This is a genomic window from Streptomyces sp. NPDC037242 (assembly GCF_055604165.1).
This window is the reverse complement of record NZ_JBVJUY010000010.1, coordinates 35898-56871: the sequence shown is the minus strand read 5'-3', so window position 1 is coordinate 56871 and position 20974 is coordinate 35898. Positions and strand designations below refer to the sequence as shown.

Genomic DNA, 20974 nt, shown 5'->3' with positions numbered 1-20974 from the left:
GCCATGGGTGTGATGGGCGAGGCCTGGGACTGGCTGGCGAACGGCGCCAACTGGTCCGGCGAGAGCGGTGTCTGGCACCGGCTCGGCGAGCACGTCTACGTCAGCGGGGTCGCCCTGGCCATCGCCTGCGCGGTGGCGCTGCCCCTCGGCCTGTGGCTCGGCCACCTCGGCAAGGGCGGGGCCCTCGCCGTCAACGTCTCCAACATCGGCCGGGCGATCCCCGTCTTCGCGGTGCTGGCGCTCTTCATGGTCTCGCCGCTGCGGAGCGCCGGGTACGTGCCGACCATCGCGGCGCTCGTGCTCTTCGCCGTACCGCCGCTGCTGACCAACGCCTACGTCGGCATGCGCGAGGTGGACCGCTCCGTGGTGGAGGCCGCCCGGGGCATGGGCATGTCGGGCGGCCAGCTGTTCCTGCGGGTGGAACTGCCCCTCGCGCGCGGCCTGGTGATGACGGGTCTGCGCTCGGGAGCCGTGCAGGTCATCGCCACCGCCACGATCGCGGCGATGGTCGGGCAGGGCGGCCTCGGCCGGATCATCACGGCCGGCTTCAACACGTACAACACCCCGCAGGTCGTCGCGGGCGCCCTGCTGGTGGCGGCGTTGGCCCTGCTCGTGGAGGGCGCGCTGATCGCGGTGGACCGGCTCCTCCTGCGCACGGCGGCCCGCTGACCGTCGGTTACCTCTCTTTGTCCTCAGCCCGAAGGAGCAACACCATGAGCAAGTCCACGCGCGTCCTCGGCGCGGCCCTGGGCGCGGTGGCCCTGACCGTCTCGCTCGCCGCGTGCGGCGGCGACAGCCTGGAGAAGAGCAAGGACGGCGGCGCCTCCGCCTCGGGTTCCGGTGAGGCCGGCAAGGGCGGCAAGCTGGTGATCGGTGCGGCGGGCTTCACCGAGTCGGACGTCCTCGCCGCGCTGTACGCGCAGATCCTCAAGGACGCGGGCTACAACACCTCGATCACCACGGTCGCCAACCGTGAGCTGTACGAGCCGTCCCTGGAAAAGGGGGAGATCGACGTGGTCCCGGAGTACGCGGCCACGCTCGCGGAGTTCCTCAACGCCAAGGTGAACGGCCCGAAGGCGCCCGCCGAGAAGCCGGTCGCTTCGAGCGACGCGGCGGCGACGGTCGCCGCCCTGGAGAAGCTGGCCGGCCCGCTGGGCCTGAAGGTGCTCCCGGCGGGGGAGGCGGTCGACCAGAACGCCTTCGCGGTGAGCAGGGAATTCGCGCAGAAGAACAACCTCAAGTCCCTTTCCGACCTCGGTAAGTCGGGTCTCAAGGTGAAGATCGCGGCGGGCGACGAATGCGCTGTCCGCCCGTTCTGCGCCCCGGGGTTGAAGAAGGCATACGGAATCGACATTTCCGGTATTGACCCGAAGGGCGTCGGCACCCCGCAGGCCAAGCAGGCGGTCAAGGACGGGACCGACCAGCTGGTGCTGACCACGACCACGGACGCCACCCTCGACAGCTACGGTCTGGTGCTGCTGGAGGACGACAAGAAGCTCCAGAACGCCGACAACGTCCTGCCGGTGGTCAACGCCAAGGACGCGGGGGCCCCGGAGATCGCGGCCGCGCTCGACAAGCTCACCAAGGTGCTCACGACCGCCGACCTGGTCGAGCTGAACCGCAAGGTGGACGCCGAGCGCGCGAAGCCCGCGGATGTCGCGAAGGCCTACCTGGAGTCCAAGGGCCTCGTGAAGAAGTAGCAGTTGCGGGGTTGATGGAGAATTGCGGGGTAACTGCTCGGGAACGAATTGCCGGGCGGCTACCCCACTCCCCGTCCACGCCCTGTAAATTTCAGGCCATGCCCCGTGGACGCCACCGCAATCCCGAACCCCTGCACCGGCTGCTCACGCCGACGACCGTTGCCGGCATATCCGTCGGCAGTGCCGGCGCGGCCTGGCTGCTCGCGGAACCGATGGCGCTGCGCCTGCTCGTCGCCCTGACCGCGGCCGCCGGTGTGGCCGGCGCCGTCGTCATGCGCTCCTGGGACCGCTCGGCCGGCCGCCGGGTGGCGGAGCTGGCGCGCGAACGGGTCAAGGACGAGTGGAAGACCGAAGAGCGCATAGCCGAGCTGGAGTCCGACCTCGAAGAGGCCCGGGTCCTGCGCGCCAGGCTCGACGCCAAGCTGCGGGCCAAGCGCGTCGAACTCGCCGGTCTGCGCGGCGAGCACGCGGCGCTGCTGCGCCGGTACGCGACCGCCGAGACCGAGCGCGCGAGCGCCCTGGAACGGCGCCGGCTGCTGGCCATCGAGGCCGCGGCGGCCCCGGCGGCGGCCGCCCCCAAGGAACTTCCGCCGGCCTCCGAGGAGCGCACCGCGGCCGGCGCGCCCACCCCGGTCGGCTACGCCCGCGCCCACGCGGCCCTGATGGCGCTGGCCCGCAAGGCCGAGGCGGCCGCCGGGGCCCCCGAGACGCCGGCCCTCGCGGCGGCTCCCGTGCCCCCGGCGCTGGAGGCGCACTCGCGGCCCGCGCCGGCCGGCCCGGCCGCCGCGGTCCCCGCGCGCCGGCTCGCGGCCACGGTGGCCCCGTACTCCCCGCAGCGCCGCTCGGCGTCCCGCGTCGAGGGCGGCTTCGACTTCTTCGGCACCAAGAACGCGGCGCAGGCCCGCGCGGTGATCGAGTCGGTGCAGAACGAGGACCTCGCCGACGTGGTCGGCGCCGAGGCTCTCGCGGTCCACAAGGCGGAAGCCGCCCGCGGCGCCACCGGACCGGAGTTCAAGCCGGCCACGGCCGAACACCGCGCGGTGGGCCAGGTCATCGACCTGACGGCCCACGACGAGACGGAACCGATCGACGTGGCCCAGCTCCGCACCGCCATCTCCTAGGGGGTGGGGGGGGGGGGGGGGGGGGGGGGGCGGAGGAGGACCCAGACACCCCCCCCCCACCCCGCCTTCTCCTTCCCCCCCCCCCCCCCCCCCCCCCCCCCCCCCCCCCCCCCACCCCCTAGCCGCCTACTCCGCCCGGCTCAGCGAGTCGAACCAGCGGACCGCCTGGGGAGCCGAGCGGATCGCCGTGGTGGAGTGGTCGGCATCCGGGCCCTGGTCGACGACCCGGGCCCGGACCCCGTTACGGGCCAGGTCGGCGGCGCAGGCCCGGGCGTTGGCGATCGGTACGTCCGTGTCGGCGGCGCCCGCGTAGAGGCGTACGGGGGCGGCGGGCCGCCAGTCGCAGGCGTAGTCGTTGGAGCGCAGTACCGCGCGCAGGGCTCCGCGCGGGTTGCGCAGGTTCTCGGCCCACTCGGGCGTCAGCAGCTCCTCGGGGGTCGCGGGGAGCGCGGCCACGATCTCCTCCTCGCGGTGGCTTCCGTCGAACAGGTTTTCCACAGCCTGTGCGTAAGGTGCGCGGAACACCTCGGCCGGATCCCCGTAGAGCGGGTGCAGCCGGTTCTGCGCGGTGAGGACGTACGAGAGGTAGAAGACGGCGGAGCGCGGCGCGACCCGGCCGTCGAAGATGCCGGGGACCTCGGAGCCGGACAGGTCGTACGGTCCGGCCATCGGAGCCAGCGCGCGCAGCCGCAGGCCGTCGCGGCCCAGGGAGAGTTCACGCCCCAGGGCCATCGCCACCTGGCCGCCCTGGGAGAACCCGGTGGCGTACACGTCGCGGGTCACGGGCCGGCCCAGCCGCTCGGCGGCGGTCCGGGCGGCCTTCAGCATGTCGACGGAGGCGGTGACGGAGGAGCGGGTGTCCATGTACGGGTGGCGGCCGGGCCCGCCGCCCAGGCCCAGGTAGTCCGGGGCGGCGACGGCACGCCCGGCGGAGGCGTGCAGGTACGGGGTGAGCCGGTTGTAGCCCGGGCCCCCGGACGGGGCGGCGTCGCGGGAGGCGACCGTGCCGTGGGTGTCGGAGACGAGGTCGAGGCGGTGCGGGCCGCCGCGCGGCAGGACGAGGAGCCCGGTGGCGGTGGTGGGGCGGCCCCGGGGGTCGACGGTGGCGTAGGTGAGCCGGTGCGCGGTGATGCCGTACCGCACGGTGGCGGGGTCGATGCCGAGGGCGGCGAGTTCGGCGACGACCTGCTCGCGGTCGAGGGTGGCGAGCGGGGCGGTGGAGATCAGCGCACCCCGGGCGGTCGCGGAAGCGGCCGCGCCGGGCGCTGAGGCGGGTGCGGCTCCGGGCGCGGCCGGGGCGGCCAGCGCGGCCGGGGCGGCGGCCGCGCCGAGGACGGCCGCGAGGGCCACGGTGGCGGCCCCGCGCCGGAGCCACTGCCGCCGGTCGCGCCGCTGCGTTGGCCGTGTCGTCTGCGTATGCGTCATGGCCGGAACGGTAAGGTCGGCCCGTTCCCGTCAACATCCGGCTGCCCAGGGGTAGTTGACGGGGGCTATCCCCCTCCTGGCCTCAGGGGTAGACCAGTACTGTCCCCACCGCGACGGCCTCCAGCAGCAGTTGCGCGGCCAGCGCGCCCGCCCGCACCCGGAGCGGCGCGGCCATCGCCGCCACGAGCGCCACCGCGGCCGCACAGGTCAGCACCCCGAAGGCGGCGGCCGGGAACGGCGTGCAGCCGCCCTTCTCCAGGCAGCGCGAGCCCGTCTCCGTGGTGAGCACCAGGACCTTCGCGAGGACCAGGGCGGGCAGGAACAGCGCGGCGCCGATCCCCGCGTGCATCCGTACCCGCGCCGCGGCGGCGGGCGGCGGCGCGGCGACGGAACGGGGCTGTGGGTTCCAGGACATGCGGCCATCCTGTCCCGGGCCGCCGCCGGGGGCATCCGTACGGATACTCAGTCCGCCCGTGCGCCGTCAGAACAGCGGCAGCTGGCCCGGGTGTTCGGACAGCACGAACCCGTCCAGGACGGGCGCCGACGCCCCGAGCACCACCCGGGCCCGCGAGCCGGGGCAGGAAACCAGGTCGCCGCGGCCGCGTCCGGCCGGGGGGTCGTGGCGGGCGATCCGGCCGGCGGTCACGGCGCAGTCGCGCCCGCATGCGGGGCAGGCCCGTCGGGGGGAGTGGGACATGCCCCCAAACCTAGGGGGTGTCTGACGGATGTCCGCGGCGTCGCGACGCCCGGCACGCGCTCTCGCCGCACCGGACGCCGCTCCTTCCCCCACGGACACCCGTCAGACACCCCCTGGTGCCGTGACCGGCAAGGTCCACCGGGTCGCGGCGCCCGGCACGGCACCTCGCCGCGTTGTCGGACCACGGAAGTACGTCCAGTACGGCCCGCGGCCCTCCGCCTTGCGATGCACCGCACCGGACACCGCGCCCCGGCAAACCTTTCCGGCCACGGCACTAGCTGCCGGCCTTGCTCGCCGCCTTGCCGGCCTTCTTGCCCGCCAGCCACGTCTCGTGGGCCAGCTCCACCCGGGCCCACAGCGCCGTCCGGTCGGCGGGGGTCAGGTCGTCGAGCCGGCGCCCGAAGACCTCCTCGATGACGCGGAAGAACTCCGCCGGGGTCTCCAACTCCCGCTCGGTGGTCCCCGCCACCGGGTCGATCCGGCTCAGCACCCGCCCCCGCAGCGCGTCGATGCCGCTCGCGTCGCGCCGCAGCAGCGCGAGGGTCCGTACGAACCCGGATTCGGGGTCGGTGGACATCCGCAGGTGCTCGGCCTCGAACTCGCCCATGACCGCGGGCCCCGCGTGGAAGTTCATCACCATGCCGGACTCCGACCCGTCCGCGTACCGCCAGCCGGCCACCGGCCCGCCCAGCTCCTCCAGCCGGTACGTGAACCCGCCCCGCCGGTACCTGCCCACGCGCAGCGGCAGCGGCTCGTGCGGCCCGTCGCCGAGCCCGGTGTCGACGAGGTACTCCGCCCCGTCCACCCGTACGGTCAGCGCGAGATGGTCGCCCGTGACGTCGCGCCGCTCCCGCTCCGCCGCGAGGTGCACGGCGCCGAAGTGCCGGGTCACGTCGTAGCCGAGGGCGCCGAGGAGCACCGAGAAGGCGCCGTTGAGGTGCAGGCAGTACCCGCCGCGCCCGGCGGCGATGCGGCGCACGGACAGCTCGGGGTCGATGCCGGCCGGCCGGCCGAGCTGGATGTCGAGGTTCTCGTACGGGATGCGTTCGAGGTGGGCCCGCTGGAGCGCGAAGAGCGCCTCGGAGGTGGGGCGCGGCGGCCCGGCGAATCCGAGCCGCCGCAGATAGCCGGCGAGGGGTGCGGTGATCATGCCGCCCAGGGTAGGCGGGCCGGTGCGGCCGCTGCCCGGGATTACTTGTCGATGTCCCCGACCACGAAGAACAGGGAGCCCAGGATCGCCACCATGTCCGCGACCAGCTGGCCCGGCAGCAGTACCGCCAGCGCCTGGATGTTGTTGTAGGAGGCCGAGCGGAGCTTGAGCCGGTACGGGGTCTTCTCCCCCTTGGAGACCAGGTAGTAGCCGTTGATCCCGAGGGGGTTCTCGGTCCAGGCGTACGTCTCGCCCTCGGGCGCCTTCAGCACCTTCGGCAGGCGCTGGTTGATCGGCCCCGGCGGCAGCTCGGCCATCCGGTCCAGGCAGGCCACCGCCAGGTCGAGGGCGTTGTGGGTCTGGTCCAGCAGGACCTCGAAGCGGGCCAGGCAGTCGCCCTCGGTGCGGGTGACCACCTTGAGGACGTCCTGGAGTTCGCCGTACGCGAGGTACGGCTCGTCGCGGCGCAGGTCGAAGTCGACGCCGGAGGCGCGGGCGATCGGGCCGGAGACGCCGTACGCGTGCACGGCCTCGGGGGAGAGCACGCCGACCCCGCGGGTGCGGGCGCGGAAGATCTCGTTGCCGTGGACGAGCTTGTCGTAGACGTCCATGCGGGTGCGGCAGGCGTCGATGGCGGCGCGGGCCCGGCCGAGCCAGCCCGCCGGGAGGTCCTCCTTGAGGCCGCCGACGCGGTTGAACATGTAGTGCATGCGGCCGCCGGAGATCTCCTCCATCACGGCCTGGAGGTCCTCGCGCTCGCGGAACGCGTGGAAGATCGGGGTGATTCCACCCAGTTCGAGGGGGTACGACCCGAGGAACATCAGGTGGTTCAGCACCCGGTTCAGCTCGGCGAGCAGGGTCCGCATCCACACGGCCCGCTCGGGCACCTCCATGCCCAGCATCCGCTCGACGGCCATGACCACGCCGAGTTCGTTGGAGAACGCGGACAGCCAGTCGTGGCGGTTCGCGAGCATCACGATCTGCCGGTAGTCGCGGGCCTCGAAGAGTTTCTCGGCGCCGCGGTGCATATAGCCGACGACCGGCTCCGCGCTGACGATGCGCTCGCCGTCCAGGACGAGGCGCAGGCGCAGGACGCCGTGCGTGGAAGGGTGCTGGGGTCCGATGTTGAGCACCATGTCGGTGCTCTCCGCCGCGCCGCCGATGCCGACCGTGGTCTCCGTCATGCGGGCATTGTCGCAGCCCTAGTCTGGGCGCATGGAAACCGGGACGACGGGTGAGACGAGTGGGCCCGAGTGGGTGGGGCTGCCCGGCGGTCTGCTCACCCTGCGGCGGCTGCTGCTGGTGGTCTGGACGTGCCTGCTCACGGCGGTGACCGCCGTCCTGCTGGGCCTGGCCGTCGGGCCCGCGTGGGCCGCCGCGGGGGCGTTCTGGCTCGCCGTCCTGGCCTGGGGGTGGGTGCTGCTCGGCCGGAACTGGCGGTCCTGGCGGTACGCCGAGCGCGCCGACGACCTGCTCATCAGCCGGGGCGTGCTGTGGCGGGAGCAGACCGTGGTCCCGTACGGGCGGATGCAGTTGGTCGAGGTGACCTCGGGCCCGCTGGAGCGGCGCTTCGGGCTGGCCTCCGTACAGCTGCACACGGCGGCCGCGGCCTCGGACGCCCGGATCCCGGGGCTGGTGCCCGCCGAGGCGGAGCGGCTGCGCGACCGGCTGACCGAGCTCGGCGAGGCAAGGTCGGCGGGCCTGTGACGCCGCCCGGAGGCGCGGACGCCGCAGTCGAGAGACGGCTGCACTTCCTCACACCGCTGCGCCGCGCATGGGTGCCGATCGCCGCGACCGTCGGAGTCCTCGCCCAGCAGGGCGAGAACGTGGCGCACTGGGTGGTGGACCTCTCCGCCTTCCTGCGGGCGCTGGCGCTCGCCGGGCTGGTCCTCGTCTTCGGCGCGTACGGGTTCCTCAGCTGGTGGTTCACGCACTACGCCGTCACCGACACCGAACTGCGCATCCGCAGCGGCCTGGTCTTCCGCCGCACCGCGCACATCCGGCTCGACCGGATCCAGGCGGTGGACGTCACCCGGCCGATGCTGGCCCGGGTCGCGGGGGTCGCCAAGCTGCGGCTCGACGTGATCGGCACCGACGACAAGGACGAGCTGGCCTTCCTGAGCGAGAACGACGCGGTCGCGCTGCGCGCCGAGCTCCTGGCCCGGGCGGCCGGTTTCGCCCCGGCCGAGGCGGCCGCGGTGGGCGAGGCCCCCGAGCGGGGGCTGCTGCGCGTCGCCCCCCGGGACCTCGCGGTGTCGCTGCTGCTCAGCCTCGGCTGCTGGGCGGCGGTCCTCGGCGGGCTCACCGCCCCGGCGGCGGTGTGGTGGGTCAGCTCCAGCCCGTGGGCGGCCCTCGCCACGCTCCTGCCGATGCTCGGCGCGCTCTGGGCGGGCAGCGCGGGCCGGTTCCTCGTGGAGTACGACTGGACGGTCGCCGAGTCCCCGGACGGGCTCCGGCTGGACCACGGACTGCTGGACCGGGCCCACGAGACGGTGCCGCCCGGGCGCGTGCAGACCGTACGGATCGTGGAGCCGCTGCTGTGGCGGCGGCGCGGGTGGGTCCGGGTGGAGCTGGCGGTGGCCGGCTCGAAGAACGACGTACTGGTCCCGGTGGCCGCCCGGGAAGCGGCGTACGCGGTCGTCGCCCGCGTGCTGCCGGGCGTGGACCTCGCCGGGCTGGACTTCAGCCCGGCGCCGCGGGCGGGGTCGCGGTGGGTGGTCCCGGTGTGGTGGAAGGGGTACGGGCTGGCCGTGTCCCCGGAGGTGTTCGCGGCCCGCCGCGGGCGCCTGTGCCGGCGTACGGAGATCGTCCCGCACGCCAAGGTGCAGAGCGTGCGCCTCACGCAGGGCCCCTGGGAGCGCGCCCGGGGCCTGGCCGACCTGCACGTGGACACCGGCGCCAACGCCACGGTCACGGCCCGGCTGCGCTCCTCGGCCGAGGCCGCCGAGCTCCTGCACGCCCAGGCGGCCCGCTCCCGTACCTCCCGGGCGGCGGCCCGCCCGGACCGCTGGATGACCTAGGACCCAGTGCGGCGCCAGCGCTCTACGCGCCGGGGTTGCCGCCCGCGCGGACCAGGCCCGTCTCGTAGGCGAGGACCACGACCTGGACCCGGTCGCGCAGGTCGAGCTTGGTCAGGATGCGGCCCACGTGGGTCTTCACGGTGGCCTCCGACAGCACGAGCCGGGCCGCGATCTCGCCGTTCGACAGGCCCTGGGCGACCAGCAGCATGACCTCGCGCTCGCGCTCCGTCAGCCGCTCGACCTCCTTGTTCTGCGGCTCCTGCGTGGTGGTCGGCAGCATCGGGGCGAAGCGGTCCAGCAGACGCCGGGTCGTGGAGGGGGCCACCACCGCGTCGCCGCTGTGCACGGAGCGGATGGCGGCGAGCAGCTCGGCCGGCGGCACGTCCTTGAGCATGAAGCCGCTGGCGCCCGCCTTCAGGCCGGAGAAGGCGTACTCGTCGAGGTCGAAGGTGGTCAGGATGATCACCTTGGGGTGTTCGTCCGGCTCGCAGATCCGGCGCGTGGCCTCGACCCCGTCGAGCCTGGGCATGCGTACGTCCATCAGCACCACGTCCACCTTGGTGGCCCGCAGCACCTCCAGCGCCTCCAGGCCGTCCCCGGCCTCGGCGACGACGTCCATGTCCGGCTGTGCGGCGAGCACCATGCGGAAGCCGGTGCGCAGCAGGACCTGATCGTCGACCAGCATCACTCTGATGGACATCCATTACCTCTTCTGAAGTCTTCTACGTCTTCTTGAGCGGGAGCAGGGCGCTGATCCGGAAGCCGCCGCCCGGGCGCGGGCCCGCGTCCAGGGTTCCTCCGACCATACCGATGCGCTCCCGCATGCCGATCAGGCCGTGTCCGGCGCCGTCCGCGCCGCCGTCCTCGTACATCTCGTGCGGGGAGCCGCGGCCGTCGTCCTCGACGAGCAGGCCGAGCCCGTCGTCGAAGTAGACCAGCCGGACGCTCGCCCTGGCGTCGGGGCCACCGTGCTTGCGGGTGTTGGTCAGCGCCTCCTGCACGATCCGGTACGCCGTCAGTTCGACGCCGCTGGGCAGCCTGCGCGGGGCGCCCTCGACCTCGAAGTCCACGGTGAGGCCGGCCGCCCGTACCTGCTCGACCAGGACCTCGATCTGCTCGACGTCCGGCTGCGGCACGTAGTCCTCGGACTCCTGCGGCTCGCCGGTGCGCAGGACGCCCAGCAGGCGGCGCATCTCGGCCAGGGCCTGGCGCCCGGTGCCGGAGATGGTCTGCAGGGCCTCCTTGGCCTGTTCCGGGGCTACGTCCATCACGTACGCGGCGCCGTCCGCCTGGACCACCATGACCGAGACGTTGTGCGCGACGACGTCGTGCAGTTCGCGGGCGATCCGGGCGCGCTCGGCGGCGACGGCCACCTTGGACTGGGCCTCGCGCTCCTTCTCCAGGCGCTGGTTGCGCTCGATGAGCTGGGCGTAGTAGGCCCGGCGGGTGCGCAGGGAGTCGCCCATCACCCAGGCGAGGACGAAGGGGATGACCATGAAGAGGGTGAACAGGATGCTGTCGGCGTCGCTGCTGCCCTTGTCCACGCCGAAGCGCAGGAAGTACAGCGGGGCGGCTGCCACCCCCCAGCCCAGCGCGGTGCGCGAGACCCAGCGCGGGACGTCGCTCGCGGCGACGGTGAACAGGATCACGAACAGGGCGACGTCGAAGAACCCCATGACGATGCCCAGGGCCAGTTGGTAGACGCCCGTCGCGAGGGTGAGCCAGAACATCGGCCCGGTCCACTTGCGGCGCAGGGCCACGGCCGTGCTCAGCGCGATCACCACGGGGACGGCGGCCAGCTTCTGGCGGGCGCTGTAGCTCTCCGACACGACGTTCAGCATCGAGATCCCGAACAGGAGGACAGCCCAGAAGCTGTCGACGCCCGTCGGGTGTCTGCGGAGGAAGTCGTAGAGGCGTTGCACGTAACCCAGAGTAGGGAACGGAGATAGGTGCTGGAGTCAACCAGAGGTGCGATCCATGCCGAGGGGGAGTACTCCCCAAGGTGGACGTGAGCTTAGCCTTTGAGGGATGAGCACTCAGGGTGAACGCGTGAGTCCGCCGCTTCCTGCGGGCCCCCCGGTCCGGTGGCTGCCGGCGATGGAGAGCGCCCTGTACGGGCCGGACGGCTTCTACGTCCGCCCTGACGGGGCGGGGCCGGCCGGGCACTTCCGGACCTCCGTGCACGCCTCGTCGCTGTACGCGGGGGCGGTGGCCCGCCTCCTGCTGTGGGTGGACGCCGAGCTCGGCCGCCCGGAGGGGCTGGACCTGGTCGACGTCGGGGCCGGTCGCGGTGAGCTGCTGGCCGGGGTGCTGGCCGCGCTGCCGGCGGAGGTGGCCGCGCGGGTGCGGCCGTACGGGGTGGAGCGCGCGGCGCGGCCCGAGGGGCTGGACGGGCGGATCCGCTGGGTGTCCGTACCGCCCGAACGGACGCGGGGGCTCCTCTTCGCCAACGAGTGGCTGGACAACGTACCGCTGGAGATCGCCGAGGACGGGCGCTACGTCCTGGTCGCGCCCGACGGCTCCGAGAGCGCGGGCGGGCCGCTGGACGCCGCCGACCTGGCCTGGCTGGAGCGGTGGTGGCCGGGCCCGGGCCGCGCCGAGATCGGCCGGGCGCGCGACGAGGCCTGGGCGGCGGCCGTCGCCACCGTCGAGCGGGGCCTGGCGGTGGCGGTGGACTACGCCCACGTGCGGGAGGCCCGGCCCCCGTACGGCACCCTGACGGGCTTTCGCGCGGGGCGGGAGGTCCCGCCGGTGCCGGACGGCAGCTGCGACGTGACCGCCCATGTGGCGCTGGACGCCTGCGCGGGGGAGGGCGCGGCCCTGCTCACCCAGCGCGAGGCGCTCGGCGCGCTCGGCGTCTCGGGGGCGCGGCCGCCGCTGGCCCTGGCGTCGACGGATCCGGCGGCGTACGTCCGCGCTCTCGCCGCCGCGGGCGAGGCGGCCGAGCTGACGGCCCGGGGCGGGCTCGGGGACTTCGGCTGGCTGGTGCAGCCGGTGGGCGTCGGACCGTGGCCGGGCGGCGGCGGGGTCTAGGGACCCGGGCGGGGAACGCCGGCGGGGCCGGCTCCCGAAGGAACCGGCCCCGCCTTTGAGCTGTGTGCCCGTGTGCCTGTGGGCTGTTACTGCGACACCTCGTTGCCGTGACCCTCGTGCAGGCCGCCGCCGCTGCCTGTGCCCGGGGTGGTCGGCTGCGGGACGACCGGCTTCGACAGCGGGGCCAGGTCGTACGCGTAGTGGCCGACCGCGTCCGCGATGACGTCGACGTTGATGTCGAGCGCCTTCTGGTCGATGTTGGTGATGTCGTCGCCCTTGCCGTGGTAGTTCACGTCGTAGGCGACGCCCGCCGTGCCGCCGAACTTCGCGGCCTGGGCCTCCGTCATGATGCCCTCGGCGCCCGTGAAGGTGCCGCCGGAGGGGATGCCCACCTCGATGAACGGGCCGTAGTCCGAGCGGCCGGAGAAGTCCGTGCCCTCGTGGGGCAGGCCCTTCGAGTCGAGGAAGTCGGTGATGCCCCGCTCGATCTGCGCGGAGCCCGCAGGGCCGGGGCCCGCGCCCGTGGCGTCCGAGTCGTCGCCGTCGTACACGAAGTACGCGGCGTTCGGCGAGGCGATCATGTCGAAGTTCAGGTAGAGCTTGATCTGCTTCTTCTGCTCGTCCGTCAGCCCGGCGACGTACGCCTCGGAGCCGAGCAGGCCGAACTCCTCGGCCGACCACCAGGCGAACTTGACCTTGTTCTTGATCTTCGACTGGCTGCTCGCGAGGCGCTGCGCGACCTGGAGGATGCCGGCCGAGCCCGAGCCGTTGTCGTTGATGCCGGGGCCCTCGGCGACCGAGTCGAGGTGCGCACCGAGGAAGACGGTGTTGTTCTCGTCGCCGCCGCGGGTCTCCGCGATGACGTTGTACGTCTTGCGGCTCTCGCGCAGTTCGCGGATGTCGAGGGTGACCTCGACCGGGCCGGCCGCGGCGTCCGCGGCGAGCTTCTCGCCCTCCTGCTGGGTGATGCCGCCCGTCGGGACCTTGCCCGCCGCCGGGTCGCCGAGGGTGCCGTTGAGGGCGCCGTCGGTGTTGTTGTATATGACCGCGCCGACCGCGCCGGCGGCCGCCGCGTTGGCCTGCTTCGCCGCGAAGGTGCAGCCACCGCGCTTGACCAGGGCGATCTTGCCGGTGAAGGTGCCCGAGGCGAAGTCGCCGGGCTCGCAGCCGTTCGTACCGTCCGCGTCGACGGGGGCGACGGCGATCTGCGCCGTCACGCCGTCCGCCGGACCGCTCGCGGTGTACGTCATCAGCTTGATCGGGACGTCGCGGCCGGCGGAGCCGTTGACCTTGAGCGTCTCGGCGATGGTCTCGACGTACACGAACTCGAACTCGTTCTTCGTGACCTTGTAGCCGGCCGCGCGCATCACGGCCTCGACGTACTGGGCGGACTGCTGGTGGCCCTTGGAGCCGGCCACGCGGTTGCCGTCGTTGTAGTCGGCGATCGACTGCAAGACCTTCAGGTGGTTGTTGGCGCCCTTGCCGGTCGCCTCCTTGACCAGCTTCTTGGCCAGGGCGTCACCCTTGGCGGCATCGCTCTGCGGGGAGCCGGTGGCTCCGGCCGGACCGGCGAGCAGCAGCGGGGAGACGAGGGCCGCGGCAGCGAGAGCGGCAGTTGCTGCGGCTATACGACGTGAGGGCATGAAGGTCCTTCCACGAAAGTGCACGGACATGCGTGAGCGGTGCGTGATACGCGGGGGGAGCGGTGGACGCACGTTAGACACCAAGTGGCCGCTCTGGCCAGAGTTTTCTCTGATTTCGGTTTACGAATTCCGTATATCGGAGCATCTGCGCCGTCGAAAACCGGCCAATGCCCGGCATCCGCGCGCTAGCGGAGGATGCCCTCGATGAAATCCGACCCGATCCGGGCAACCGCGGACAGATCCAACTGGTGCTGGGCATAACGACCCTGACGCCGCGTGTGAAGCAGCCCGGCCTTCTTCAGTACCGCCAGGTGGCGGGAGACCTCCGGCGCGGTGATCCCGTACACGGTCGCCAGCTCGCTGGTCGTGTACGGGGCCCGGGCCAGGCTCCGGCACAGCATCATCCGCATCGGGTGGGCCAGGGCCTCCATCCGCCGCTGGAGCAGCTCCACCGAGCCCGGCGCGGGGGCCAGTTCGGGGGAGTCGAGCGGATAGTGGACCACCGGGCGCCAGCCGGGTGCGTGCAGCACCAGCAGGTGGGGCCAGCCGAAGTTGGTCGGTACGAAGACCAGGCCGTCGCCTATTCGGGGATCGGTGGCGGTCGCGTTCCCGGTGACCATCTTGTCCACGGTGATGGTGGTGTGCGCCTCGTCGACGCTCAGCGCGGCCGAGACCTCCTTGAGCGCGGTCCCCAGCCCCTTGCGGCGCAGCACCTCGGTCTTGTGACGGGCGTCGGCGCTCTGCCGGGGCTCGATGCGCTTCCAGGTCTCGGCGAAGAACGCCTCGTCGCAGTCCTCCAGGAGCCGCCGCAGCCACACCCGTACGGCGGCGGTGTCGTCCAGCAGCCGGGCGGAGAACTCCAGTTGCCGGGGGCCGCGGGCAGCGGCCGTCTCCAGCGCCTTGGCGCGGGCGCGCGGGTCCCGCAGCGGGGAGGGTCCGCCGCCCTCGTTGTACAGCGCGAGCCAGCAGTGCTCCAGCGCCGCCATCACGAACCGCTCGTCGTCCAGCCGGTCGAGTACGTCGAGCTCCTCGGCCAGGGTCGGGGCGGGCAGGCCGGTGCCGCCGGGGATCCCGGCGAAGGGCATGAAGATGTCGGCGAAGGAGCCCCGCCACATGAAGTCGCCCTCCAGCAGCCGGTCCGCGAGGCAGGGGTCGAGCCCGGCGGCGGTCGCGGTGGTCCAGGAGGAGAGCCCGGGGTGGTGCGCGGGCTGGGAGAGCGCGTGCAGGGCCATGCAGAGCTCCGCGAGCGGGGAGGGCGCGAAGGCGATCCGCTCGTCGGGGAGCCCGGCGATGTCGATGGTGACGCTCATCGCCCCATTCTGTCGCGCCCCGCCACCGGCGGCGGCGCCGACCCGGCCGGACGGCGCAACGCGCGACGATTGACGGGGACCGTCAATCGTGGCGCGACCTGCGCCGATCGGGTTCAGGGTGGATACATGACCGCGATCGAGCAGTACCTCATCGACACGTACCGGGCGTCCCAGCACAGCGCCCCGATGCCCCCGCCGCCGGGCCGCGACGACGTGGCCGTCCTGCGCGCGGCCCGCTCGTACGAGCAGTTCCGGGCCGTCCTGTCCGGCCGCCCGGCCCGCCACCCCTGGCGGGCGGCGCTCCACCGCCTCCTGCACCGCCCGTACCACTCCTGCTGAAGCCCGGGCGGCGCGGAGGGCGGCCGGCTACTCGAAGTTCGGCGCGTTGCGCTCGTAGACCAGGCGCAGCCCGATCAGGGTGAGCCAGGGCTCGTGGTCGTCGATCACCGAGGATTCGCCGAGGACGATCGGGGCCAGGCCGCCGGTGGCGATGACGCGGACGTCGTCCGGGTCGCCGCCCGGGCCCGCGAGCTCCTTGGCCATGCGCGTGACGATCCCGTCGACCTGGCCCGCGAAGCCGTAGACCACGCCCGACTGCATCGCCTCGACCGTGGACTTGCCGATCACGTTCCGCGGGCGGGCCAGCTCGATCTTGCGGAGCTGCGCGCCGCGCACGCCGAGGGCCTCCATGGAGATCTCGATGCCGGGGGAGATCACCCCGCCCACGTACTCGCCCTTCGCGGACACCGCGTCGAAGGTGGTCGCCGTACCGAAGTCGACCACGATCGCCGGACCGCCGTAGAGGTCGACGGCCGCGACCGCGTTGATGATGCGGTCCGCGCCGACCTCCTTCGGGTTGTCCATCAGGATCGGGACGCCCGTCTTGATGCCCGGCTCCACCAGGACCGCCGGCACGTCGCCGTAGTACCGGCGGGTGACTTCCCGCAGCTCGTGCAGCACCGACGGCACCGTCGAGCAGATCGCGATGCCGTGGATGCCGTCGCCCAGCTCGCTGCCGAGCATCGGGTGCATGCCCATGAGGCCCTGCATCAGTACGGCCATCTCGTCGGCCGTGCGGCGCGGGTCGGTCGAGATGCGCCAGTGCTCGACGATCTCGTCACCGTCGAACAGGCCCAGGACCGTGTGGGTGTTGCCTACGTCGATGGTGAGGAGCACGGGTTACACCGCCTCGCGCAGATCGAGGCCGATGTCCAGGATCGGGGAGGAGTGGGTGAGCCCGCCGACCGCGAGGTAGTCGACGCCCGTCTCGGCGTACGCGCGTGCGTTCGCCATCGTCAGGCGGCCCGAGGACTCCAGCACCGCGCGCCCGCGGACCAGCGCGACGGCCTCCTCGGTCTCGATCGGGGTGAAGTTGTCCAGGAGGATCAGGTCCGCGCCCGCCGTCAGGGCCTCCCGTACCTGCTGGAGCGTGTCGACCTCGACCTCGATGGGCAGGTCGGGGAACTGCTCGCGCACGGCCTTGAACGCCTCGGCGACACCGCCGGCCGCGATCACGTGGTTGTCCTTCACCAGCGCCGCGTCCGACAGCGACATCCGGTGGTTGACGCCGCCGCCGCAGCGCACCGCGTACTTCTCCAGGCAGCGCAGGCCGGGGGTGGTCTTGCGGGTGTCGCGGACCTTGGCCTTGGTGCCCTCCAGCTCGTCGGCCCACTTGCGCGTGGCCGTCGCGATGCCCGACATCAGGCACAGCAGGTTCAGCGCGCTGCGCTCGCCGGTGAGCAGGTCCCGGGTACGGGCCGTGACCGACAGCAGCACCTGGCCGGCCTCGACGCGGTCACCGTCCTCGGCGAGGCGCTCGACCTCGAAGGCCTCGGTGCACACGACAGACAGGACGGCCTCCGCGACCCGCAGGCCGGCGACCGTGCCCGCCTCGCGCGCGGTGAAGTCGGCCGTCGCGACGGCGTCCTCGGGGACGGTGGCGACGGTGGTCACGTCGACCCCGCCGTCCAGGTCCTCGGAGATCGCCATGTGGGCGATGTCCTCGATCTCTACGGGGTCCAGGCCGGCGTCCACGAGCAGCTGGGCCAGCGCCGGGTCGAGCCCGGTCTCCTCGCCGTCGCCGCAGGCGCAGTCGTCGCCGCAGCCGCCGTCGTTCTGGTCGATCAGGGGGAGTTCGGGGGTGCTCACGGTCACTGCTCCTGGCTGAGGGGGTGAAGTACGGAAGGGAAGTCCGCGGACTCGGTGGGGGTGACGACCAGGGCCCGCTTCTCGGTGGCGGACAGCCGCACGACGAGGTGGCGGCGCCAGGCGGCGTCGTCCCGGTCGGGGTGGTCCTCGCGCCAGTGGCAGCCGCGGGTCTCCGCGCGCCGCTGGGCGGCCGCGACCAGTACCCGGGCCACGCACAGCAGGTTCGTGGCCTCCCAGGTGTCCACCCCGGGCTCGGCGGTCTTGCCGTGCGCTTCGAGGTTGTTCAGCGCGGTGGCGTACAGGGCTTCGAGGGCCTCGGCGGCCGTGCGCAGCGACTCCGCGGAGCGCAGCACGCCCGCGCCGCCGGTCATGATGCGCTGGACCTCGTACCGGGCCTCGGCGGGCTGGAGCGGGCCGGTCGCCGGGACCGGGATGCCGGGGCCGGTGCCGGCGGGCGCGTGCGCGACGATGTCGTCGGCGATGCGCTCGGCGAAGACCAGTCCCTCCAGCAGGGAGTTGGAGGCGAGCCGGTTCGCGCCGTGCACGCCGGTGCAGGCGACCTCGCCGCAGGCGTACAGGCCGGGGACGGTGGTCCGGCCGTGCAGGTCGGTCCGTACGCCGCCGGAGGCGTAGTGCGCGGCGGGCGCGACCGGGATCGGCCCGGTCACCGGGTCGATGCCGTGCGAGCGGCACGCGGCGAGGATGGTCGGGAAGCGCTGCTCCCACATCTCGGCGCCGAAGTGCCGGGCGTCGAGGTACATGTGCTGCGCGCCCTGCTCCTGCATGCGGCGCATGATGCCCTTGGCGACGATGTCGCGCGGGGCCAGCTCGGCGAGCTCGTGCTGGCCGACCATGAAGCGGACGCCGTCCGCGTCGACGAGGTACGCGCCTTCGCCCCGGACCGCCTCCGACACCAGGGGCTGCTGCCCCTCGGCGTCGGCGCCCAGGAAGAGCACCGTCGGGTGGAACTGCACGAACTCCAGGTCGGAGACCTCGGCCCCGGCACGCAGCGCGAGCGCCACGCCGTCGCCGGTGGACACCGACGGGTTGGTGGTGGCGGAGAAGACCTGGCCCATGCCGCCGGTCGCCAGGATCACGGCGGGCGCGTGGACGGCGCCGACGCCGTCGTGCTGGCCCTCGCCCATGACGTGCAGGGTGACGCCCGCGGTACGTCCCTGCGCGTCCTGGAGCAGGTCGAGCACGAGCGCGTTCTCGACGGTCTCGATGCCCGCGGCCTGCACGGCCTCGACGAGGGCCCGGGAGATCTCGGCGCCGGTGGCGTCGCCGCCCGCGTGCGCGATCCGGCGCCGGTGGTGGCCGCCCTCGCGGGTCAGCTCTATCTCGCCGGTCTCCGCGGAGGTGTCGAAGACCGCGCCGGCCGCCATCAGCCGGCGCACGGCGTCGGGGCCCTCGGTGACGAGGAGCCGCACGGCCGCCTCGTCGCACAGGCCCGCGCCCGCGACCAGGGTGTCGTCCAGGTGCTGTTCGGGGGTGTCGCCCTCGCCGAGGGCCGCGGCGATGCCGCCCTGGGCCCAGCGGGTCGAGCCGTCGTCGAGGCGGGCCTTGGTGACCACGACCGTACGGCGTCCCGCGGCGGCGCAGCGCAGGGCCGCGGTCAGGCCGGCGACGCCGGAGCCGACGACGACGACGTCCGCGTCTACGGACCAGCCGGGGGCGGGGGCGTGCAGCCGTATGCCGGTGCTTCCGGTGGCGGGGCCGCTGCCTGGGGTGCTCACGAGTGCGCTCCGAACTCCAATGGGATGTTGTCGATCAGCCGGGTCGTGCCCACCTTCGCGGCGACGGCCAGTACCGCCTGACCGGTGAAACCGGGCCCGGCGTCGGTGAAGTCCTGCGGGTCCACCAGTGCCAGGTAGTCCAGCACGAGCGGCGGGTCGTAGCGCCCCGCCTCGTCCAGGACGTGCCGCGCGGCGGCCCGTACGGCCTCCGGCAGCCCGGCGCCCGCCGCCGAGACGGCGTGCGCGTCGGCGGAGGCCCGGATCTCGCCGAGCCGGGCCAGCGCGGTGGCCCGCTCGTCGCTCGCCGGGGCGGCCTCGGCGCGCGCCTGGAGCGCGGCCTGCGCGGCCAGCCGGTCGCGGCCGGCGAACAGGGCCCGCGACAGGGCCAGGGCCGTACGGCGCTCCAGCGGCGAGAGGTAGCGGTTGCGCGACGACAGCGCGAGCCCGTCCTCCTCGCGGACGGTCGGTACGCCGACCACCTCGACGGGGAAGTTCAGGTCGGTCACCATCCGCCGGATCAGCGCCAGTTGCTGCGCGTCCTTCTGGCCGAAGAGGGCCAGGTCGGGGCGGGTGAGGTGGAGCAGTTTCGCGACGACGGTCAGCATGCCGTCGAAGTGGCCGGGGCGGGTGGCGCCTTCGAGGCGCTCGCCCATGGGGCCCGCCCCGATCCGGACCTGGGGGTCGCCGCCGGGGTAGACCTCGTCGACGGCCGGGGCGAACACGGCGTCGGCCCCCGCCTGTTCGGCGATGAGCAGGTCGGAGTCGAGGGTGCGCGGGTAGCGGTCGAGGTCCTCGCCCGCCCCGAACTGGAGCGGGTTGACGAAGACGGTGACCACGACCTGGCCCCCGGGCCCGGTCTGCTCGCGCGCCGTACGGATCAGGGTGGCGTGCCCCTCGTGCAGGGCGCCCATGGTCATGACCACGGCCCTGCGGCCGTCGCGCGGGAGCCGGTGCAGGTCCTCGGCCGTGTGCAGCAGCAGGTCGGTCACAGCTCGCTCCCGTCGGATTCCGTGTCGGCGAGTACGCCCAGCAGGTCCTCGGCGAGTTCCGGCTTGAGCAGCCCGTGCGCCAGGGCCCGGTCGGCGGTGGTGCGGGCCATCGCCAGGTATCCGGCGACCGTGCCCGGGGCGTGCTTGCGCAGCTCCGAGACGTGCGCGGCGACCGTACCGGCGTCGCCGCGGGCCACCGGGCCGGTCAGGGCGGCGTCGCCGGAGCGCAGGGCGTTGTCGAGGGCCGCGCCGAGGAGCGGGCCGAGCATCCGGTCGGGGTGTTCCACGCCCGCCTTGCGCAGCAGCTCCATGGCCTGTGCGACCAGGGTGACCAGGTGGTTCGCGCCGAGGGCGAGGGCCGCGTGGTAGAGCGGGCGGTTGGCCTCCGCGATCCACTCGGGCTCCCCGCCCATCTCGATGACCAGGGCCTCGGCGGCGAGCCGCAGCTCGTCGGGGGCGGTCACGCCGAAGGAGCAGCCCGCCAGGCGCTGCACGTCGACCTCGGTGCCGGTGAAGGTCATCGCCGGGTGCAGGGCCAGCGGCAGGGCGCCCGCGCGGCGCGCGGGGTCCAGCACGGCGGTTCCGTAGCGCCCGGAGGTGTGGACCATGAGCTGCCCGGGGCGGACGGCGCCGGTCTCGGCGAGGCCCTCGACCAGGGAGGGCAGCGCGTCGTCGGGGACGGTGAGCAGGACGAGGTCGGCGTACTCCAGGACCTGCGCGGGCGTCACGACGGGCACGTCCGGCAGCATCCGCGCGGCGCGGCGGCGGGACGCGTCGGAGACGCCGGACACGGCGACCGGCCGGTGTCCGGCCTGCTGCAGGGCGCAGGCCAGGGCGGGACCGACGCGGCCGGCCCCGACGACGCCGACGGTGAGCCGCGCAGGGCGCGGCTGCTGTGATGAGTTCACGCGGGGTGGGCCTTCCGTTCCAGTCCGCGGGGGGTACCGGACGATACGTCGCCATGCTAGCTCCTGGGCGTGTGCCCCGGTCGGAGATGATCGG

At 73.6% G+C, this 20974-nt stretch carries 21 protein-coding genes; 7 read left to right on the top strand and 14 right to left on the bottom strand.

From position 1 onward, the window contains the following. Positions 1–3 precede the first annotated feature (3 nt). The 3 genes from ACZ7GJ_RS14255 (at position 4) to ACZ7GJ_RS14245 (ending at position 2821) form a co-directional block, all read left to right on the top strand. Entirely contained in the window at positions 4–669 is a 666-nt protein-coding gene (locus ACZ7GJ_RS14255) for an ABC transporter permease (RefSeq protein WP_470751659.1), read from the top strand. A gap of 44 nt (positions 670–713) precedes the next feature. After that, entirely contained in the window at positions 714–1700 is a 987-nt protein-coding gene (locus ACZ7GJ_RS14250) for an ABC transporter substrate-binding protein (RefSeq protein WP_470751658.1), read from the top strand. Positions 1701–1798: 98 nt separating this feature from the next. Next, complete coding sequence (locus ACZ7GJ_RS14245) at positions 1799–2821, top strand: hypothetical protein (RefSeq protein ID WP_470751656.1); 1023 nt, start codon at positions 1799–1801, stop codon at positions 2819–2821. 126 nt (positions 2822–2947) lie between these two features. On the opposite strand, the gene ACZ7GJ_RS14240 is transcribed toward ACZ7GJ_RS14245, so the two are convergent. The 5 genes from ACZ7GJ_RS14240 to ACZ7GJ_RS14220 all read right to left on the bottom strand — a co-directional run bounded on the left by ACZ7GJ_RS14240 (position 2948) and on the right by ACZ7GJ_RS14220 (position 7277). After that, positions 2948–4246, bottom strand: coding sequence for an alpha/beta hydrolase family protein (locus ACZ7GJ_RS14240; RefSeq protein WP_470751655.1), 1299 nt, complete (start codon positions 4244–4246; stop codon positions 2948–2950). An 82-nt stretch (positions 4247–4328) separates the two neighbouring features. Then, a complete protein-coding gene (locus ACZ7GJ_RS14235) occupies positions 4329–4661 on the bottom strand; it encodes a hypothetical protein (protein WP_470751654.1) in 333 nt (110 codons plus the stop codon). 66 nt (positions 4662–4727) lie between these two features. Next, entirely contained in the window at positions 4728–4943 is a 216-nt protein-coding gene (locus ACZ7GJ_RS14230) for a hypothetical protein (protein ID WP_393817736.1), read from the bottom strand. A gap of 274 nt (positions 4944–5217) precedes the next feature. Further along, the gene (locus tag ACZ7GJ_RS14225) at positions 5218–6093 is read right to left on the bottom strand and encodes an arylamine N-acetyltransferase family protein (RefSeq protein ID WP_470751653.1); all 876 of its coding nucleotides are present in this window, start codon (positions 6091–6093) and stop codon (positions 5218–5220) included. Positions 6094–6134: 41 nt separating this feature from the next. Next, positions 6135–7277, bottom strand: coding sequence for an NADH-quinone oxidoreductase subunit D (locus ACZ7GJ_RS14220; protein ID WP_470751652.1), 1143 nt, complete (start codon positions 7275–7277; stop codon positions 6135–6137). A 31-nt stretch (positions 7278–7308) separates the two neighbouring features. Between ACZ7GJ_RS14220 and ACZ7GJ_RS14215 the strand changes: the two genes are divergently transcribed. Continuing rightward, positions 7309–7800, top strand: coding sequence for a PH domain-containing protein (locus ACZ7GJ_RS14215; protein WP_470751651.1), 492 nt, complete (start codon positions 7309–7311; stop codon positions 7798–7800). Continuing rightward, positions 7797–9113: a PH domain-containing protein gene (locus tag ACZ7GJ_RS14210; protein ID WP_470751650.1), complete on the top strand. Its 1317-nt coding sequence runs from the start codon at positions 7797–7799 to the stop codon at positions 9111–9113. The genes ACZ7GJ_RS14215 and ACZ7GJ_RS14210 overlap by 4 nt, the downstream gene beginning before the upstream one ends. 22 nt (positions 9114–9135) lie before the next feature. Here ACZ7GJ_RS14210 and ACZ7GJ_RS14205 read toward each other — a convergent pair whose 3' ends face one another. Together ACZ7GJ_RS14205 and ACZ7GJ_RS14200 are read right to left on the bottom strand one after the other, a co-directional pair. Then, a complete protein-coding gene (locus tag ACZ7GJ_RS14205) occupies positions 9136–9813 on the bottom strand; it encodes a response regulator transcription factor (protein ID WP_365923995.1) in 678 nt (225 codons plus the stop codon). Positions 9814–9835: 22 nt separating this feature from the next. Then, positions 9836–11035, bottom strand: coding sequence for a sensor histidine kinase (locus ACZ7GJ_RS14200; RefSeq protein WP_470751648.1), 1200 nt, complete (start codon positions 11033–11035; stop codon positions 9836–9838). Between the two features lie 106 nt (positions 11036–11141). Here ACZ7GJ_RS14200 and ACZ7GJ_RS14195 point away from each other — a divergent pair, with 106 nt between their 5' ends. After that, on the top strand, positions 11142–12146 hold the full coding sequence (locus ACZ7GJ_RS14195; protein ID WP_470751646.1) for an SAM-dependent methyltransferase: 1005 nt from the start codon (positions 11142–11144) through the stop codon (positions 12144–12146). A gap of 86 nt (positions 12147–12232) precedes the next feature. Here the strand turns inward: ACZ7GJ_RS14195 and ACZ7GJ_RS14190 are convergent, their stop codons facing one another. After that, on the bottom strand, positions 12233–13789 hold the full coding sequence (locus ACZ7GJ_RS14190; protein ID WP_470751644.1) for a M28 family metallopeptidase: 1557 nt from the start codon (positions 13787–13789) through the stop codon (positions 12233–12235). 185 nt (positions 13790–13974) lie between these two features. After that, on the bottom strand, positions 13975–15099 hold the full coding sequence (locus ACZ7GJ_RS14185) for a DUF5937 family protein (RefSeq protein ID WP_470751643.1): 1125 nt from the start codon (positions 15097–15099) through the stop codon (positions 13975–13977). 126 nt (positions 15100–15225) lie between these two features. On the opposite strand from ACZ7GJ_RS14185, the gene ACZ7GJ_RS14180 reads away from it, so the two are divergent. Continuing rightward, positions 15226–15438 (top strand): hypothetical protein, encoded by a 213-nt coding sequence (locus ACZ7GJ_RS14180; protein ID WP_470751642.1) that lies wholly within the window; start codon positions 15226–15228, stop codon positions 15436–15438. A 27-nt stretch (positions 15439–15465) separates the two neighbouring features. Here ACZ7GJ_RS14180 and ACZ7GJ_RS14175 read toward each other — a convergent pair whose 3' ends face one another. Genes ACZ7GJ_RS14175 through ACZ7GJ_RS14155 form a run of 5 tightly spaced genes read right to left on the bottom strand, consistent with a single transcriptional unit; the run spans position 15466 to position 20880 of the window. Further along, positions 15466–16275, bottom strand: coding sequence for a type III pantothenate kinase (locus ACZ7GJ_RS14175; protein ID WP_470751641.1), 810 nt, complete (start codon positions 16273–16275; stop codon positions 15466–15468). A 3-nt stretch (positions 16276–16278) separates the two neighbouring features. Beyond that, on the bottom strand, positions 16279–17247 hold the full coding sequence (gene nadC / locus ACZ7GJ_RS14170) for a carboxylating nicotinate-nucleotide diphosphorylase (protein ID WP_470751640.1): 969 nt from the start codon (positions 17245–17247) through the stop codon (positions 16279–16281). A 2-nt stretch (positions 17248–17249) separates the two neighbouring features. Continuing rightward, positions 17250–18983 (bottom strand): L-aspartate oxidase, encoded by a 1734-nt coding sequence (locus tag ACZ7GJ_RS14165; protein WP_470751638.1) that lies wholly within the window; start codon positions 18981–18983, stop codon positions 17250–17252. Continuing rightward, positions 18980–19972 (bottom strand): pantoate--beta-alanine ligase, encoded by a 993-nt coding sequence (gene panC, locus ACZ7GJ_RS14160; protein ID WP_470751637.1) that lies wholly within the window; start codon positions 19970–19972, stop codon positions 18980–18982. The genes ACZ7GJ_RS14165 and panC overlap by 4 nt, the downstream gene beginning before the upstream one ends. Then, positions 19969–20880 (bottom strand): Rossmann-like and DUF2520 domain-containing protein, encoded by a 912-nt coding sequence (locus tag ACZ7GJ_RS14155; protein WP_470751635.1) that lies wholly within the window; start codon positions 20878–20880, stop codon positions 19969–19971. Before ACZ7GJ_RS14155 ends, panC begins: the two co-directional genes overlap by 4 nt. Between the last annotated feature and the right edge of the window lie 94 nt (positions 20881–20974).